The organism is Vibrio sp. D173a (genome assembly GCF_030248475.1).
Genome location: NZ_JAHGAH010000212.1, coordinates 1 through 18,501 on the forward strand (window position 1 = coordinate 1; position 18,501 = coordinate 18,501).

At 47.3% G+C, this 18,501-nt stretch carries 14 protein-coding genes and 1 pseudogene; 5 read left to right on the forward strand and 10 right to left on the reverse strand.

The window, feature by feature from the left end; all coding sequences use genetic code 11:
• Positions 1–244: 244 nt before the first annotated feature.
• Positions 245–1,267 (reverse strand): tryptophan--tRNA ligase, encoded by a 1,023-nt coding sequence (trpS, locus tag KIV40_RS20120; protein WP_285350958.1) that lies wholly within the window; start codon positions 1,265–1,267, stop codon positions 245–247.
• 797 nt (positions 1,268–2,064) lie between these two features.
• Between trpS and katG the strand changes: the two genes are divergently transcribed.
• Positions 2,065–4,245, forward strand: coding sequence for a catalase/peroxidase HPI (katG, locus tag KIV40_RS20125; RefSeq protein WP_285350959.1), 2,181 nt, complete (start codon positions 2,065–2,067; stop codon positions 4,243–4,245).
• A 142-nt stretch (positions 4,246–4,387) separates the two neighbouring features.
• On the opposite strand, the gene KIV40_RS20130 is transcribed toward katG, so the two are convergent.
• Complete coding sequence (locus tag KIV40_RS20130; RefSeq protein ID WP_285350962.1) at positions 4,388–5,725, reverse strand: lytic transglycosylase F; 1,338 nt, start codon at positions 5,723–5,725, stop codon at positions 4,388–4,390.
• A 62-nt stretch (positions 5,726–5,787) separates the two neighbouring features.
• On the opposite strand from KIV40_RS20130, the gene KIV40_RS20135 reads away from it, so the two are divergent.
• Both KIV40_RS20135 and KIV40_RS20140 read left to right on the forward strand, forming a co-directional pair.
• The gene (locus KIV40_RS20135) at positions 5,788–5,925 is read left to right on the forward strand and encodes a hypothetical protein (RefSeq protein WP_021017817.1); all 138 of its coding nucleotides are present in this window, start codon (positions 5,788–5,790) and stop codon (positions 5,923–5,925) included.
• A gap of 162 nt (positions 5,926–6,087) precedes the next feature.
• Positions 6,088–7,044 carry an AEC family transporter gene (locus KIV40_RS20140; protein ID WP_285350965.1) on the forward strand — a complete coding sequence of 319 codons (957 nt, stop codon included), beginning with the start codon at positions 6,088–6,090 and terminating at the stop codon, positions 7,042–7,044.
• A 66-nt stretch (positions 7,045–7,110) separates the two neighbouring features.
• On the opposite strand, the gene KIV40_RS20145 is transcribed toward KIV40_RS20140, so the two are convergent.
• The 5 genes from KIV40_RS20145 to KIV40_RS20165 are packed head-to-tail and all read right to left on the reverse strand — an operon-like array spanning position 7,111 to position 11,662.
• A complete protein-coding gene (locus KIV40_RS20145; RefSeq protein WP_285350967.1) occupies positions 7,111–7,971 on the reverse strand; it encodes a (2Fe-2S)-binding protein in 861 nt (286 codons plus the stop codon).
• Positions 7,971–8,774, reverse strand: coding sequence for an ABC transporter ATP-binding protein (locus KIV40_RS20150; protein WP_009705685.1), 804 nt, complete (start codon positions 8,772–8,774; stop codon positions 7,971–7,973). Before KIV40_RS20150 ends, KIV40_RS20145 begins: the two co-directional genes overlap by 1 nt.
• Positions 8,774–9,736, reverse strand: a complete 963-nt coding sequence (locus KIV40_RS20155; protein ID WP_012127577.1) for an iron ABC transporter permease — start codon at positions 9,734–9,736, stop codon at positions 8,774–8,776. The genes KIV40_RS20150 and KIV40_RS20155 overlap by 1 nt, the downstream gene beginning before the upstream one ends.
• Entirely contained in the window at positions 9,736–10,719 is a 984-nt protein-coding gene (locus KIV40_RS20160; protein ID WP_012127576.1) for an iron ABC transporter permease, read from the reverse strand. The genes KIV40_RS20155 and KIV40_RS20160 overlap by 1 nt, the downstream gene beginning before the upstream one ends.
• Positions 10,703–11,662, reverse strand: coding sequence for an ABC transporter substrate-binding protein (locus KIV40_RS20165; RefSeq protein ID WP_012127575.1), 960 nt, complete (start codon positions 11,660–11,662; stop codon positions 10,703–10,705). The genes KIV40_RS20160 and KIV40_RS20165 overlap by 17 nt, the downstream gene beginning before the upstream one ends.
• Positions 11,663–11,804: 142 nt before the next feature.
• Between KIV40_RS20165 and KIV40_RS20170 the strand changes: the two genes are divergently transcribed.
• Positions 11,805–13,949, forward strand: a complete 2,145-nt coding sequence (locus KIV40_RS20170; RefSeq protein ID WP_012127574.1) for a TonB-dependent receptor — start codon at positions 11,805–11,807, stop codon at positions 13,947–13,949.
• 96 nt (positions 13,950–14,045) lie between these two features.
• Here KIV40_RS20170 and KIV40_RS20175 read toward each other — a convergent pair whose 3' ends face one another.
• The 3 genes from KIV40_RS20175 to KIV40_RS20185 form a co-directional block, all read right to left on the reverse strand.
• Complete coding sequence (locus KIV40_RS20175; protein WP_285350972.1) at positions 14,046–14,747, reverse strand: DUF1028 domain-containing protein; 702 nt, start codon at positions 14,745–14,747, stop codon at positions 14,046–14,048.
• Positions 14,748–14,768: 21 nt separating this feature from the next.
• Positions 14,769–16,160, reverse strand: coding sequence for a YfcC family protein (locus KIV40_RS20180; protein ID WP_285350973.1), 1,392 nt, complete (start codon positions 16,158–16,160; stop codon positions 14,769–14,771).
• A 133-nt stretch (positions 16,161–16,293) separates the two neighbouring features.
• Entirely contained in the window at positions 16,294–17,541 is a 1,248-nt protein-coding gene (locus tag KIV40_RS20185) for a M20 family metallo-hydrolase (RefSeq protein ID WP_285350974.1), read from the reverse strand.
• Positions 17,542–17,749: 208 nt separating this feature from the next.
• Here KIV40_RS20185 and KIV40_RS20190 point away from each other — a divergent pair.
• Positions 17,750–18,328 (forward strand): annotated as a pseudogene (locus tag KIV40_RS20190) (FadR/GntR family transcriptional regulator); the annotation flags it as partial.
• Between the last annotated feature and the right edge of the window lie 173 nt (positions 18,329–18,501).

Consider the following 18,501-nt stretch of genomic DNA (forward strand, 5'->3'; position numbering starts at 1 on the left):
AGTCCATATACGTTCCTCGTTTTTCAGAATGACGACATTTCGGGCATGAGTGTGAAATGAGATTCCCTACTCGCTCATTCTTCACTCTAGGAAATGACGCTGTTGCGAGTCTCAGTGCGAGTTAAGTCCCTATAAACCATCGCCCAAATCTCAAACGGGTCATTCCAGCAAGCCTAAGCGCGACTAGGAATCTGGGGACAGCGAGCTGGAACTTATGTAGAGCTCGCTGTCACCAAAAGCGGCTTCAGAACAGGTTCAAACCGAATACGCCTTTCACATCAAACAGAACTTGTTCCGTTTTCTCACGTGAGCGTTGGCTGCCTTGTTTCAGTATGTCGATCAGCTGCGCTTTGTCGTCTAAGAACATCGCACGTTTTTCTCGAATTGGTCGCAGCATTTCTTGTAAGCACTCTTCCAATACTTTCTTGGTTGTGCCGTCTCCCAATCCGCCACGACGGTAGTGCGCTTTTAACTCTTCCACATACGCTTTATCGGTATGGAACGCATCAAGATAAGTGAACACGATGTTGCCTTCTACTTGGCCTGGGTCTTCGATGCGTAAGTGGTTTGGATCAGTGTACATAGACGTCACGGCGGCTGAGATTTCTTTCTCTGTCGCGCCTAGGTTAATGGCGTTACCCATGCTTTTCGACATTTTGTTTTTACCATCAGTACTTGGCAAACGTGGCGCGTCACTCAGCAGCGGACGACACTCTTTCAGAATCTCTTTTCCGCTAAGATGGTTTATCTTTCTTACGATTTCATTAGTTTGTTCTAGCATCGGCAGTTGATCATCACCAACAGGGACTAAGGTTGCATGAAAGCCGGTGATATCGGCCGCTTGCGAGATTGGGTAAGTCAGGAAACCAGTCGGAATCGAACGCTCAAAGCCCTTATTTTGAATTTCATTTTTTACGGTTGGGTTACGCTCTAATCGCGCGATCGAAACTAAGTTGCTGTAGTACATAGTCAGTTCTGCAAGCGCTGGCACTTGAGATTGCAAACAGATGGTGGTCTGAGCCGGGTCGATGCCCACAGCGAGATAATCGGCCACCACGTTTAAGATATTGGAAGAAACCTTGGAAGGGTTATGCGCGTTATCGGTTAAGCCCTGCATGTCGGCAACCAAAATGGTTTGGTCATGTTGAGATTGCAGCGCAACACGTTGTTGCAGAGAACCAACGTAATGGCCTAAATGTAATGAGCCTGTTGCTCGGTCGCCAGTAAGAATGATTTCGCGTTGTTGGTTATTTTGTTTGGTGTTCATAACTTATCTCCGAATAAATTTAGATCGCTACTGGAGATAAAAAAGACAAGACACGCTTAGCTACCATCCAGCAGCGTAAGAATGTCAGGATTCCGCGCCGCTCTAATTAGAGCGCCACCAGAAGAAGTTTGATGAAGGAGTAAATGTCGTTTTCATGTCTTTTAACCTAACAAGGAGCAGAGCTGAAAACAACCCTACTCCTTGTACAATTTGATTTTTCAGTTTTGACACGTTCGCCAACACCGCATCAAATCTGGATATACATGGCGATGACCAGGGCGGCGCCAAACAGGCTGCCTGATACAAATGCGCACAATACCGCTTTGTTTTGTTTGCTTCTCATCCTTTACTTCTCGACTTTAGAGCACCCGAGCAACGCTGCTTGCTCCGTTCTCATATTGAGTGGGACAGTGGTAAATCCTTTTCGGTAAATCGATACATCACACTTTCTTCGATTCACTCTGCTGAATACAGCCTTACGATTTTTGACTAAAACTTAAACCACTTCGTCCGAGAAGTGTGATGACGTTAGAACAAGTTCAATGAAAACCAACATGATTTACACAGTTACGTTTCTTAAAAAGCGCAGTTTAGACTCTTCGGTGAGAAAGCGATTATTTCGATTTTTAATGGATAAGAACTGAACTTATTTAGCATCAAATACTGTTAAATAGGATAAGGATGACGCGGATCATCTTTTGACCAAAACCTTGAAAAATTGAGCGAAACCACGAAGGCGAAATATGTAACTCGTAACTAAACTGTCAGGACACTAACCCCCAGTCAGGGAGCAAGAGATGAGCGACAAAAACCATCACTCCAAATGTCCTGTTATACATGGAGCGAATACTAACCAACAAGCCAGCGAGTTCAATTGGTGGCCGAAAAGCCTCAACCTCGAAATTCTTCATCAGCACGATCATAAGACCGATCCAATGGGCGCGGATTTTAACTATGCCGACGCATTTAACTCGCTCGATTTCGAGGAAGTGAAAAAAGACCTGAAAGATCTGATGACTGACAGCCAAGATTGGTGGCCAGCGGATTGGGGCCATTACGGTGGCTTGATGATTCGCATGGCGTGGCACTCAGCAGGTACGTACAGAATTGCGGATGGTCGTGGCGGTGCGAGCCGAGGTAACCAGCGTTTTGCGCCACTCAACAGTTGGCCTGATAACGGCAACCTAGAAAAAGCACGACGTCTATTGTGGCCAATCAAAAGAAAATACGGCAATAAGCTCTCTTGGGCCGATTTAATGATTCTTGCTGGCAACATGGCTTATGAATCGATGGGCTTTAAAACGTTCGGTTTTGCAGGCGGTCGTGAAGACATTTGGCACCCAGAAAAGGACATCTACTGGGGCGCAGAGAAGGAGTGGCTGCAACCGAGCGGCGGTGAGAATAACCGTTACTCTGGTGAGCGCGATCTTGAGAACCCACTCGCCGCGGTGATGATGGGCTTGATTTACGTGAACCCAGAAGGCGTCGATGGCAAACCAGACCCACTCAAAACCGCACACGACATGCGAGTCACCTTTGCGCGCATGGCAATGAACGATGAAGAAACCGTTGCGCTAACCGCTGGCGGTCATACCGTGGGTAAAGCTCATGGTAATGGCGATGCTTCGGTACTTGGGCCAGAGCCTGAAGGCGCAGAAATTGAAGACCAAGGTTTTGGCTGGCTTAATAAGACCTCTCGAGGCATAGGACGTGATACCGTCACAAGTGGCGTTGAAGGCGCGTGGACGACGTATCCAACGAAGTGGGATAACGGCTACTTCCACTTGCTGTTCACCTACGATTGGGAAATCACCAAGAGCCCTGCTGGCGCCGCCCAGTGGGAACCGATAGACATCAAAGAAGAAGACATGCCAGTGGATGTGGAAGACTCAAGCATCCGTCACAATCCGATGATGACCGATGCGGATATGGCACTCAAGTATGACCCAGAATATCGCAAGATTGCAGAGCGCTTTCGTGACAATCCAAAAGAGTTCGAAGACTGTTTTGCTCGCGCTTGGTTCAAACTAACACACCGCGATTTAGGCCCTAAGTCTCGTTACCTTGGCCCCGATGTGCCAGCGGAAGATTTGATATGGCAAGATCCGGTGCCACCGGTGTCTTACTACCTATCTGAAGACAATATCGATGCACTAAAGATGGCGATTCTCAATAGCGAATTGAGCATTGCTGAACTCGTTTCGACAGCATGGGACAGCGCACGCACTTACCGCGGCTCTGACCGTCGCGGCGGTGCAAATGGCGCTCGTATTCGTCTTGCTCCACAAAAAGACTGGGTAGGTAACGAGCCAGAAAGGTTGCAGAAAGTGCTCAACGTACTGGATGCAATTCGCACGATGCATCACTCCCCTATCAGCATGGCGGATTTAATTGTTCTTGCAGGCGGCGTTGGCATCGAGAAGGCGGCATCGAATGCGGGGATGAACATCTCTGTGCCATTTAGCCAAGGTCGCGGAGACGCCACGGATGCCATGACGGATGCAGAGTCGTTTGATGTGCTGGAACCCATTCATGATGGATTCCGTAACTGGCTAAAATCCGATTACGTGGTCACTGCGGAAGAGCTCTTACTGGAGCGCAGCCAGTTGATGCAATTGACCGCCGTCGAGATGACGGTGCTTATCGGTGGTATGCGCGTTCTCGGCACGAACTATGGCGGTACGAGCCAAGGTGTGTTCACCGATAACGTCGGCGCTCTGACCAATGACTTTTTCGTCCACCTCACCGATATGAGCTACACATGGCATCCAGCCGGTGACAACCAATACGAAATCCGTGAGCGTGCTTCTGGCCAAACCAAATGGACAGCATCACGCGTGGATTTGGTGTTCGGCTCTAACTCCGTACTTCGCTCTTATGCTGAGGTTTACGCTCAAGACGACAACAAAGAGAAGTTTGTGCAAGACTTTGTGGCCGCGTGGGTGAAAGTGATGAATAACGATCGCTTTGACCTATAAAGCATATTGAGCAATACAAAGAACCTCCCTTCGCACTCGGCAGGGAGGTTCTCGTTAATGATTTCGAGAGCCGCGAGTTTAAAGTCCATCAGTTCGAACTGAATGTATTCGAGTCAGGAAAAGGCAAGCGTACAATTGCGAACTAATAATAGAGCTTAATCGCAGAACGTTTGTAAGGAGGATGAAGGTAAGGCTCAAGCTCACTGCGGCGGTTGTTCAATCGCTTTAAAAGCTTATACGCAATGAAGTAGCGGTTAATGTTAGTCACATAGCCTATTGGCTCCATCCCTATGTATTGTCGCGTCACAACTTCCACATTATCGAACCATACATTTGGGTCATAGCCTTTTTCTTCTGCGATTCTTCTCATCTTTCTGATGTTGCCGGGCCCTGCATTGTAGGCTGCTAGACAGAAGTAAATGATGTCGCTTTCGCTTATCGCCTCATCGTTAAAAAAGTACTTCCTCAGGTAATGCATGTATTTCAAGCCCGCGTGAATATTGGGCTCTTTTTCGTAGATATTGGAGATGTTTATCGCCCTGTCTCTTGCAGTGGTCGGTAATATTTGCATGATGCCCACGGCACCTTTGTGCGAGATAACATTCTGATTCAACCCCGACTCTTGAAAGCCTTGCGCCATCATTAATAAGTGGTTGAACTGATACTCTTGAGCATAGAGATAGAAGATATCCCAAAGCTCTTTAGCGCGCGTCACATTCTCTCGCTTGAGGAACTTCTTTAACCACTTGTCGTTTTCTAGATACCTTTCATTGACCACGTTGCCGAATAAGGTGCCAATCCTGACTTGCTTGATGAACTTGTTTACCGCTTGCTCAAGTTGTAGGGAATCTTTTCTTATCCCCCAAGCAATTTGCGCATTGTCTCTGACCGTCAATTGATTATGGAAAATAACATCAGGGAAGATATTGCCCCACATGCCTGTTTTATGCTGATCAAGCACGGTGACATCAATAAAGCCAGCGCTGATCATCTCAAGGATCTCATAGTCTTGAATGATCTCATCAAGAAACATGATATTGATGAGAGGCTTCTTTTTGATGCTTAAGTAGTTGTTCGCCTTCGTTAAGCTCTTGTGATAGCTGGAGCTCTCTCTTACCCAGATGTCTAAACCACTCAGCTCATCAATGGTTGTTATATCAGAGTGCTTGCCGTTAGTTACGATGATTTCCGAGACGTTTTCCCGTACTGGCGCGCTGAATGCGATCAGCTCTTTACGCTCATTGGTGACGGTTAAGTTCGCCACGATGATGTCGCCATATCCAGCGATCAGTTTGGGGATGAGCTCATTTCTCGCCACAGGGATCACCTGAATGTTTATCGCCTTGTTGTTCTTGTGCAAGTGGCGTTCAAGTTCATGAATGAGCTCAGAGATGATGCCTTTCGGCTTGCCGTTTTGGATGTAGTAAAAACCGAGATCAGCAGAGACGAGAATACGAACGGCTTTTTTCTCCTTCAACACTTCCAAATCCCCGACATAAGGCTCGGCCCTTAGCGGCGACAATTCCAAAGCAGGAGTGGAAAATGAAAAAGACAAAGAAACAAAGCGATACAAAGTACTTTACCCATCATGAGGTTATCCGTTCGCAAACTGCTAATGACAACTTTAGCAATAAAAGACTCTGTACACGTATGGGAGGAGCAAAACGATTTACACAATGAACGCACCATTTAGAGCAAAATTGTCGAACCTGTTCCCTCTAATCTTTGCCAGAACCCCGCAATTACTGAAGAAAATATCATCACCCTACTGTTTCCCATCGTTAAGTTATGGTTCCATTGGGGAATAACTAGAAAGAACACTTTTTTGCTGCGGATACACTCATGGATGCTGTTTTACATCAGTTGCAATTCTCGTTGTCGATCACTGGCCCCATCTGCTTGATGCTAGTGTTGGGCGTTATCTTCAAACGCATTGGGCTTATCAACGACAACTTTATCGAAGTCGGTTCTAAACTGGTGTTTCAGGTCACGCTGCCTGCGATGTTGTTTTTGAGTATCGTCGTCTCCGAACACGATTTCTCCGCAGCCAGTGGCTTTGTCAATTACGGCATTGTTGCCAGCATTTCGTTTTTCATCTTCACCTATATTTCCGTCAAACTGTTCTTCAAATCTTCACCAGACCAAGGTGTTTTGATTCAAGGTGGCTTTCGCGCTAATACGGGCATCATAGGTATTGCGTATGTGGCGAATGCTTACGGTTCTCAAGGTGTGGCTCTGGCTGCACTTTATGTTGCGGTAACCACCTTTATCTATAACGTACAAGCGGTGATTTGTCTGTCTCCAAAAAGCGCAACGTCTGGATCTCAAGCCGCCAAAATGATGGTAAGAACCTTAACCCGCAACCCACTGATCATCGCGATTGTCTCTGGCATGGTGTTCTACCTTCTGTCGATTCCGGTTCCAGATGTGGCAATTGATGCCGGTAACTATCTATCGAAGATGACGCTTCCCCTCGCCCTCTTGTGTACCGGTGGCTCACTCGATTTAAGTTTGATGAAGAAAGAGAAAGGACCGTCTTGGTTCGCCAGCAGCTACAAACTGATCGTCGCCCCTATTGTGATTACCACAGGCGCGTATTTAGTCGGCTTTAGAGGGATTGAGCTTGGCATTCTGTTCTTTATGAACGCCTCTCCTGTGGCGGCGGCAAGTTATGTGATGGCACGCTCGATGGGAGGAAACTCCGTCTTAGCAGCGAACATCATTGCTTTGACAACTGTGCTTTCAACAGTGACTTGTACCGTAGGGATTGTGATTTTAAAAGCGTATGGCTTGATTTAGAACGGCGATTCTCAATTGGAAAATCGCCGATGAGGGAAAGGATATCAACAAGCGATGCAGGCAAAACTATGCGATAGCACTAAGCAGCTTGTTACGCATGATATTTTCTTGGATTTCTGATTCGTGCAAGTTACAGGTTGAGCACTTTTCTTTGCCTTCAATTTTGTATTTCAGACAGCACGTTTCTCGTCTCACGTAGAGCTTTTGAAAACCATTAAAGGTCACCTTTTTCACCGCGTTTAACTCACCGCCTTTTGGTGTTACCGCGTTAAATAGGTTTTGCTGCCACTTTGATGTAGCTTGCACGTCTAGATCTAACCTGTCATTTGCCAATGGTTGATGCGCAAGTTTAGAAAACGCCAAATCACACGCGTACAAGGCATTCCCCCAAAATACTTTAGGGCTGACTTTCTGCTTTTTGTACAACGGCACCAATGGCTCCGAGAGCGTCGTAATGACTTGCGCGAGTTTCTCATCTAAGGCCAGTTCCGATTCCACTTGCATTGCGTTTTCGTTGCCATTCTCAAGAGCAAAGAAAGGCGTTGCACTCGACACTTCAATGCTTGCGACACGATGGTCTTCACCAATCGTCAGATACAGATCATCGAGTGTTAACTGCAACACGCGATCAAACACCACACGGTGACCGACCAGCGACGTGAGCAAAATCGCGTTGAACACTTTCTGCCAAATCGGCACGGCAAATGGCAATTTCGCCTCAATAGAATCTGCGTAATCTTGCACAACAGCAGGAAACTCACGCTCAAACCATTCACTGGCTTTAATGCCTTTCAGCTGTTCAGCAAAACGTAAGCGGAAGAAAGGTTCGTGTCGATTCAAGATGGCTTGCTGCTCGCTGACACTCAGCGTTTTAACATTCTCAGGCAAAGACACTAAAGTACGAAACTGATTAAACAGGTTTTCCATTAACGCACTTCCTCACGAACATAAGCTTTTGGTAAACAGTAAACGTAGCCATCAATGACTTCCATTTTTCCTTCCACTTTAAACACCGATTCAAGGGTCGATTCAGTGAGCACGTCCAAAGGCGCTCCCTGTTTTAAGATCTGACCTTTTTTCATTAGTACCAGTTCATCGCAGAACTGTGCAGCTTGGCTCAGCTCATGGAGAACATAAACGATGGTTAAGTTGCGTTCCTTGTTCAACTTATCGAGCACTTCGAGTAGCTCGAGTTGGTGACCTAAATCGAGATAACTGGTTGGTTCATCCAGCAATAACCACTGAGCTTCTTGCGCCAAACACATCGCCAGCCAAACGCGCTGACGCTCACCACCCGACAATGTACTCACTACACGCTTTTCGTAACCAGCCAACCCGACAGAAGCAAGCGATTCAGTAATCACTTCTTGGTCACGCTCACTGTTGCCCTGATACCACTTGCGATGAGCAACACGACCAAGCGCAACAAGCTGCTCGACCAATACACCTTCTGGTGCAGTAGGATGTTGAGGCAGAATCGCAATGTGCTTAGCGAGATCTTTAAGCTTCCATTGGTTAAGCGCTTTACCTTTAAAAGTCACGTCGCCTTTTTTCGCTTTTATTGCACCGGTTAAGGTCTTCATCAGCGTACTTTTCCCACACCCATTTGGGCCAATGAACGCCGTCACCTTACCTTCTTGAAGACGGATGTTCACATCGTTCAAGATCATCGTATCGTTGTAGCCTGAGGTGAGCGATTGCCCTTCAAGCCCTTTTGAAGATAGGGTCATTATGAGTGTTTCCTTAACAAGAAGAGGAAAAATGGCACACCAAGCAGTGCGGTAATCACGCCCGCTGGGATTTCGGTTGGGAACAGTAAGTGTTTGGCTAAAACATCTGAAAGAGCGAGGAAGCCAGCGCCGAAAATCAAAGTCGTGAACATGGTTCGCAAAGGATCATTCGCACTGAGCAAACGTGCAATGTGCGGAATCACCAATCCCACAAAACCAATCGGCCCAACGGCTGAGACAGCAGGCGCAGTAATAAATACCGTGCCTAATAAAATCCCCAAACGCAGCAAAGCACCGTTAATACCAATACCACGCAAAATCGCATCATCGTAGCGTACCCATTTCAATGGCAAATACACCAAAACAATGAACGCTAAACAGGCCAAGAACCAAGGCAGAAGATAACTTACTTGCTCCCAACCTCGGCCATACATACCACCCGCCATCCATTGCAATGCGATGTCGGTTTTACCCTGACCAATAGTGAAGATCAGCGCCGAACTCAATGCGCCAAGAATCGCCGTGATCGCCACACCTGTGAGTAGAGTGAGACTGGTATTTCCGATTCGGCTAACGATCAAAACAGGAATCGCACTGAGCAAACCACCCGCCATTGAAAACAGCAGCAACGCGCTTTCTGTGGTGATATTCCAATTAAACCAAGCGGGCAACAAAATCGCACAAACAGCACCAAGAGAAGCACCAGCGTTCACCCCTAAAATACCGCTGTCTGCCAACGGGTTTTTGAGGGTGGTTTGCAGCAATAAGCCGGATACTGCCAGCATCATACCCGCCATAATCGCCAGCAAAAATCTTGGTAACGTTAGCGACCAAAATGGGTGGTAAGTACCGCGAGTAATAAACAGTTCACCTGCTTGTCTAAGCTCTGGGTTGGAAGCGATAAACAGTGCAGGAGCGAACACCAGCAAAGCCAAGCAAGGGAATAAGAAACGCGTTTTCATTATTTCCCTCTCAGCTTACGAACAATCAACATAAGAAACCAAGGCGCACCTAAAGTCGCGGTAATGACGCCAATCGGAATTTCCAACGGCATAAGCAGGGTTCGAGAAAGGAGATCTGCTGCAGTAACGAGTGCCGCACCAATCAAAGCTGCACCGCCAAGTCCCAACCCCATCATGCGAGCGAGATGAGGGGCAACAAGGCCAACAAAACCGACAGGACCAAATGCACCAACCGCAACCGCAGTAAGCACGACAGAGACAAAACCAAACGCCAATCTATAACGGTTGATCGCGATACCTAAACCACGAGCAACCGTGTCATCTAGCAGTAAGTAACCACGCTGTCGATGTGTCGCCGCAAGCAAGATAAACGCAGGAATGACGGTATAAACAAGCGGCGTAAACACCGACCAATTCGCGCCTGCGTTACTGCCCGTTAACCAGAAAAACAGTGACTCACTGTCTACGCGATCCGACAGAAGAATGTAGGTCACCGCTGCTTGGCAAAACGCACTTACAGAAATGCCAGCTAACGCCAAACGCGCTGGTGTGACGCCCTGTTTCCAACTAATGGATAAGGTAATGGCGCCGCCAAGCAAACCACCTACAATCCCCCAAAACAAAGTTGGCAATGGCAGCAAGAACATGGTCGCCGTTAACACGCTAAGCGCAGCGCCAGACATCACACCGGTCAGGTTTGGAGACGCTAACGGGTTGCGAACGATGTCTTGCATGAGCGAGCCGGATACCGCCAACGCCGCCCCACCAAAGAGTGCGATTAAGGTGCGAGGTAAACGTAGTTCCCAAAACACTAAAGATGCTTGGCTGCTTGAATCAGAAATCAAAAACGCCATGATCTGCTGTGCATCAAAATGGTAAATGCCACTCGACAAAGACGCATAAACCACAGCTAGTAACAAAGCCGTCGCCAAACTGCGAACCATCACCGCACTTGGTTTGGTTATCCTAAGAGCATGAGCCATTGATCACCTCATAAACTCGTTCAACAGAAGGCGCAGGAAAAAGATCGGGATACACTTTGTGGGCGATATCCATCGCAACCCAAATTCGTGAAAGTGGCCCTTCTGGCTCTCGCCATGTCATATCAACCAAGTAAACTCGATTGTTCTTCACCGCTTTTAGGCTTTGCCAAATTTTCGATTCGGTAAATTGTGGCTCGGCGTTCTGGTACATGAAAATCACATCGGGATCGAGTTTCACCAACCACTCAAGACCCACCTGTCCAGAAAAAGGCGTTTTCGTCGCGTACGGCGAATCACCATTCGCACTTCGGATATTCAATTTTTCCATAAGAGCGACGGACATAAAGTGTGAGTAGTATGCTCGCGGAGTGACGCCTGCACTTGTCAGAAACAAACCAGAAAACTGTCTATTACCGAGCTTTGATTGCATTTCATCAAGAAAAGCCTTAAAGCACATATTTAGTGACTTTCCTTGCTCTTCTCGACCCATTGCCATGCTTGCACGCTCTACCGCAGAAAAACTGTCTTCTAAAGTAATCAAATCAAAACCGAGAGGCGGTGCGATTTCGACGAAGCGCTGATAGTAAGGCTCTAACATTCGCCCCAAACCAACGACCAAATCTGGCTTAACATCGTACAAAGCTTCAAAGCTGGTTCTTGAACGATTACCAAGACTTGGCACGTCATTTAAAGCAGAGAGATAAGGAGGAAATTCACCGGGGTAATCGGACACACCAACAGGCTTCTCACCCATTGCTATTACTAGCTCTGCACCAAAAGTAGACACGCTTGCAACACGCGGGAAATGGGTCACATTCGACGTCGAAATAGTATGGTCTAGATCATCGACAACGGATGCGTTTAATCCACTTGCATAAGCAAGCTGAATAGACAGCATTTGGCTAATTATTGAAATGATAACGACTGCAGTAAAATTGCTCATTAAATGACAAATGATAATTATTGATATTTACATTACTTCTTTGCGTGCTAGACTACCACGCAATTACAAAGTGCTCAATAATCGCTAGCTAAATCGATTTATTAACAAGTTTATAAAAGACAACTTTTAGTTGCAGGAAGTTATGAAACTCAAACTATCTAAGCTAAATATTGCAGTGGTAAGTGCAATTACTCTTTCATCTTTCGGCGTTTCAGCAGAAAGTAACGACGAAGTCCAAGCAATGGAAACAATGGTTGTTACCGCAAGCCGTTCTCAACAGCTGCTTAACGACGTTCCTCGCTCTGTGACCGTTATCGATCAAGAACAACTTCAATCTCAGTTAAACCAAAGCCGCAGCATCAACGATGTGCTTTCAACGTTGGTTCCGGGTATGGGTACTTCTGTTCACGGTAACCTGAGCAGCAAAGGTCAAAACCAAATTCGTGGTCGTCGCGTTCTGTTATTGATTGACGGCGTTGCACAAAACAACAGCTTCCTAGACTTCGGCCAAGAGTTGTCGGCCATTGATCCACAAAACGTAGAGCGTATCGAAGTTATCCGTGGTGGTTCTGCGGTATACGGCCTTGGCGCACAGGGCGGTATCATCAACGTGATCACCAAAATGCCAGAAGAAGGTGCAGTAGAATACCGCACTAAAGTTGGCACAAGCTTCCAAGAGTTTGGTAGCGATGCGTTCACTTGGAACGTGTACCAAGAAGCGACGGGTGGTGATGAGAAAGATCAATGGCGTTTAGGTTTGGGTTACGAGCAACGTGGCGGCAGCTACGATGCTAACGGTGACCGCCTACCTTCGGTAAACAACGAAGATGACATGGACAACCTAAACGTAAACGGCGTTTGGAACCGTAACATCGACGAAGATCGTTCACTAACTTTAACCGTTGGCGTTCGTAACATTACTGACAACGACGGTTGGTGTGCGGCGAATGGTGACGCAGCTAACGGCAAACCTGCAGAAGCGGTTCACTGCGGCCCTGGTTACAACAACGGCGTTGCAGGCAAAGATGGCGCGAAACCAAATGACGTGACACGTACGTTCGCTAACTACCAAGCACGTTACCAAGATCTGGGCTTTAGCCTAGGTATGCTCGACGTAACGGGTTACTGGATGGCTCAAGATACTGAGACGTTCACGCTTGCGATGAAAGATAAGAACCCAAATTCTCCAACCTTTGGTCAAACGCTATATGGCCACAACGAGACAGATTTTGATCGTTTCGGTGTGAAAGCCAACATCTCTAGCCAAATTGATTGGGCATTCGTGACTTGGGGTATGGACGTTGAACAACAGTCGTTCAAACAGCCAAACAGCGTTGGTTTCTACAACAACACACCGGATGTAGAGCAGTTTGCTATCGCACCATTCGCACAGTTCATTACTGATGTAAGCGATAACACGGTTCTTTCTTACGGTATCCGTTACGAGTACGTACGTCTAAGCATGGATGATTTCACGGTAGGTAACACGCACAACAATGCAGGTGATCAAGTTCAAGGCGGTGATCCGTACTTTGACGAGTTCCTATTCAACATTGGTGTGACACACGATCTGACCGACAACCACCAGCTGTTTGCGTCTTTCGCGCAAGGTATGTCAACGAACGAAGCACTACGTGACATTCGTTCTGGTAACAGCTCAACAGTTGAAGGTGCTATCAAGCCAATTACTACTGACAACTACGAAGTGGGTGTGCGCGGCTTCCTTGGTGAAGCGGACTACTCTCTTGCAGCGTTCTACAGCGAATCTGACCTGGGTTCGACGCTGAACGTAAACGAAGCAGGCGATGCACTAGAAAGTACTCGTGCACCAGAGAAAGTTTGGGGTGCGGAAGCAACGCTTGGTTACAGCATTCTTGCTAACCTTCGTACAGACAGCACGATCTCTTGGCAAGAAGGTGAGCGTAAACTTAACGAAGACAGCGGCTGGGAACCACTAGACGGCACGCGTATCGCACCATTGAAAGTAACGTCTGTTATCAGTTACGACGCTTACGAATTCGGTCGCTACAACATGACGCTGGTTTACTCAGGCAACCGTGATAAAGAAGATGAAATCACTTCTGGCGCGAAATACGCAGTAGACAGCTACTTCGTTGCAAACGCTGGTGTGGACTACGATCTTCCGTTCGGTACGTTAAGCTTCGCTGTTGAAAACCTATTCAACGAAGACTATATGACGGCGTACGCGCAATCAGAGCGTAACAACTCACGTTACTACAACGCACCGGGTCGCCGCTTCCACTTGAACTACGAAGTGAAGTACTAATCCCTCACCTCGTTAAGATATGAAAAAGCCGAACAGTGATACGCTGTTCGGCTTTTTTGTTTTTGTCTCTGAACAAATCTCAGCAAAACTGTCGATTTATTGATTCGGCAATCCGTTGAGAAACTCTTGGAAGCTCGGCGCTTGTACGCGGCGCAGAACCTTTCTCATGTCTTCAATCAAGCTATCGTCAGACCAATCAACGCGAATATCAATCGGTGCTTGCGTGTAGCTTTCAATACGAAGCGAAGCCGAATACGTACCGCGCTTATCGCCGCCTGCTTCCAACGCGGCTTCTAGTGCAGTAATGAGCACTTCCGCTAACCTTGCTTCATAGTTATCACGATATTGAGGTTTGTCCCCTGCTCTCACTTGCTCAGCATTCAGCATTGTCTGAGCCATAAATGAATCCGCAAAAGCTTCAATAACCGCGTCACTTTCTAGCATGTTGCCTGCGACGGCGAGATCTTGAAAAACAAGAGAACCCACGTGCGCGATATTCTCTTCACCATTGATAAACGCCGCGTGCCCATGTTTATCCATTACCATGCATTGGCGCTTAGCAAATTCAGCATCGCCCTCTTTCAAGCGCTCAACCACATAATGGCAACAAAGCCCTTGAGATAACCATCGCTTGGCGTTGTCGGCATACCAAGGATTAGTAAACAAGCCTTGGGTGGCACACGCGCCAATCCCACGCCAACTGTGGTTTACGTAGCCACCGACGGCAACGCCACCAGTCGCTGTAATGGAAGCCGATAACCCTGTTTCTGGGTTAACGTGTATAAGTGAAATCGTCATAGATTCTCAATATAAAAGGCGTTAGTAACCAACCATTTGTCCAACAAACAGAGCTACCCAACATAGAACATAAACGAACGCCATGAATGGCATGATGGCTTTGAGCCACTGCTCGTAAGACACGCGACCAAGTGCCAACATTGCTAGCGTACCACCAGAAGTCGGTACGATAAGGTTGGTCAGACCGTCACCCACTTGGAATGCTGTGATCATCAGTTGGCGGCTCATGCCAGTAAGGTCAGCTACAGGAATTAGGATTGGCATGGTCACCATTGCCTGACCAGAGCCCGATGGTACGAATAGGTTGATTACACCTTGCACCACACTCGCAACAATCGCAGAGATGGCAATCGGCATATCTTGGATCAGTGAGCTTAACGCGTTAACGATGGTGTCGATGATTTGTGCTTGGTCGAGGATGATTTGAATCGATGCCGCAACACCAATCACCAATGCACCTGCGGTTACGCCCGATGCACCTTCCATCATTTGCTTCACAATGCCATTGGCGCTTAAGCCGTTGACTGCGCCGATCACAATAGCCATCAATAAGAACAAGCCTGCGATCTCGTTGATGTACCAGCCATTGGCAAATACACCGTAAAGCATCACACCAAGACCAGCTAGGAATACGCCCAGGGTCAGTTTGTCTTTCTTCTCTAGGTGGTATTCCGATAAATCTTTGCTTAAGCCTTCTGCTGAATCTGGCTCTTTAAACTCCATCTTCGCCACACGAGTACAGATGTAGTAAGACAGCAATGCAAGAGAGGAAATTACCATCGCCGCACGCAGCCAAGCGCCCGAGAAAGTTGGCAGCTCTGCAATACCTTGAGCCACGCCTACGGTATAAGGGTTGATTGGTGACAGTGCAAAGCCAACACCGATACCGCCCACTGCCATTACCGTACCGACAAGGCTGGAGTAACCAACCGCTGCAGAAATCAGAACTGCAACCGGAACAAGTGCGATGTTGTTCTCAAAGCCTACCGCCACGCCAAAGAAGCCGTAGATAAAGGTGCCGATGGTGATGATCAGATTACGGTTCTTCACACCCGCTTTGTTTACCGCCACACCAATTGCGTTCTCTAATGCTCCGGTACGTTGCAAGATGTGGAACAAGCCACCCGCGATAAATACGATGAACAAGTAAGGCGCCGCACTGATCAAACCTTTCGGAATCGCGACAAAAATATCAAAGAAATGTACCGCTGGAACGTCATTCAGATAGGCAAATGAGTTCGGCACAACCGTGGTTCGGCCATCGACAACAACGCGTGAGAATTCCCCCGCAGGCACAACAAAGGTCAGTAGGTAAGTCACCACTAAAATCATAAAGATCAGGACCATCGGGGCCGGCATGCTTTTGTACCAAGCCTTCTTCTGTGTTGTCTCCATCTTCTTTGTCATATCCATAACAAAATCTCTCCTTAGTATAGGAATGAAAACCCATTGGTATGGGCCTTCACGTTCACAAACTAAAACCAAGTCTTGGTTTTGAAAGTAAAAAAGAGGATGAATCCCCACCCTCTTTTGTGTTATTTCGCTTTTATTGGTGTTTCATCAGCATGCAGAAGTGGTTAAGCACCTCAACTGCGGCAACAAGGTCTTGTTGCAAAATCGCTTCATCAGGATGGTGACTAACCCCATCTGTACAACGCATAAACAGCATTGCAATTTCCGTCAGTTCGCACACTGCTAGACCATCGTGACCTGCGCCACTGAATAGGTGTTTAGTGTCAATGTTGGATAGCGCGATCGCTTGAGTCAGCGCCGTAGAAAGTGAATCCGAACAGGTTACGGCCGATTGCTCATAAGTTTGCTCGTGGCGATACGCAAGGTTGTACTGCGCCATCAAGGTTTCGATATTCGCCAACATTTCTTGTCGCGCAGCAATGCGAGAAGCATCGTTTGGTGAGCGCAGCTCAATGGTGATGTCCGTTTGCTGAGGAATCACATTCACACCGTTCGGGAAGTTGGCAATTTTGCCCACGACACCCACTAGGTCGTCTTCACGTTTGCACAGTTGATCAAACATGTGGATGACCTGAGCTGCCCCGACTAACGCATCTTGACGCATTTCCATTGGCACTGTGCCTGCGTGTCCGGCTTTACCAACAATCGACAAGGTATGACGCTCGATCCCCGTGATGGCAGTAACCACACCGACTGGCAGGTTCGCTTGTTCAAGCTGCGGACCTTGCTCAATGTGCAGTTCTACAAAACCAAGCACTTTATCTTTGTCGTAAGCGTCTTTTTCTATTTGCTCTGGATGGCAACCAAACGACGTCAATGCTTCACGCATGCTCACGCCATTGGCATCTTGTGCGTCCAACACACTTGGATCGAATGTGCCAGATATCGCTTTTGAACCGAGCAATGTCGATTGGAATCGAGTGCCCTCTTCATCACTGAAAGCGATCACATCGATATTGAATGGAAACTCGAGTTTCTGCTGATGAAAATAGTGAATCAACGCAACCGGTAGAATCACACCCAAGATGCCATCGTATTTACCGCCATTTGGCACGTTATCTTGGTGGGAGCCAAAAATCAGCGTCTGTGCATTTGGATTTGGGCTGTGGTAGCGACCAATAAGGTTTGCAGCATTGTCCATGCGCACTTCCATACCAGACAGCAGCATCCACTCGCGCAGTTTTTCATTCGCTTTCGCGTGCTCTTCACTGGCACACAAACGAGTAACACCTTCGCTATCTGGGTCTTGGGTTTGGCTGCACTGAGCAATGTCTTCCAACCATTCCCACGCTAGGCTGGCAGTTTCTACAAATTTTTCCATTTTGAATCGCTCTTTTTCTAACCATGTTCATTTTTAATTTATCATGATAAATAGGCTTTTTTGTGAGAGCGATTCGATCGATAATCGGATGGTTTCATAATCAGCAATGCGCGCTTTTTCCAAAAAAAGAAACGCAGAAAACAGGTGACATCCTTTGAATTTCCTTCAGAATTCAATAGGTACCGCGAGAAAAACCAGCGAGGATAATGTGGCAAGCAGCGCAAAAGGACGTAGAACTCAACAACTGGTCGAATCGATCAAAGCGTGGATTGTCGATCAAGCTTTGCAACCTGGCGATCGTCTCCCAAGCGAAGCCGACGTGATGGAAACTTTTGATGCGTCAAAAAGCACGGTGCGTGAAAGCATGCGCATCCTAGAGGCACAAGGTATTATCTCGACTAAGACCGGGCCAAAGGGCGGTGTGTTCGTGAGCGAAATGAGCGAGAACAAAGCTCAGGCGCTGCTAAGCAACTACCTGTTCTTTAAAGATGTTTCGATTTCTGACCTATACCAAATCCGCTTATCGCTAGAGCCAGAGATCGCGGCATCGTTGGCGGGCACATTGACCGATGAACAACTTGATAGCCTCGATCAGCAAATCGATAAGTACCAAACGCCACCAGAAGATGTGTATCAAGAACGCGAACACCACATTGCATCGATTGAGTTTCACAGTCTCTTGGCAAGTTACTCTGACAACGAGTTGCTGAAGTTTGTGGTTCGTTTTACTGCGCAGATGCTTACTGAGCTAACGATTTATCGCAAGCTGTATGAACCGGGTAACCACCTGTCTCTTATACACAAATCCCCAAGCTTATAGCTTGGGGATTTTTTTTGAACTCTTTCAAGTGTGTGTGATCTGATCACTTAGCAATCCTTACTGAAACACTAAGATGACACACTCAGACGCTAAACTTTGGGCACAAGAACAATTTGGACAAGCACAACTTAAAGACCCTC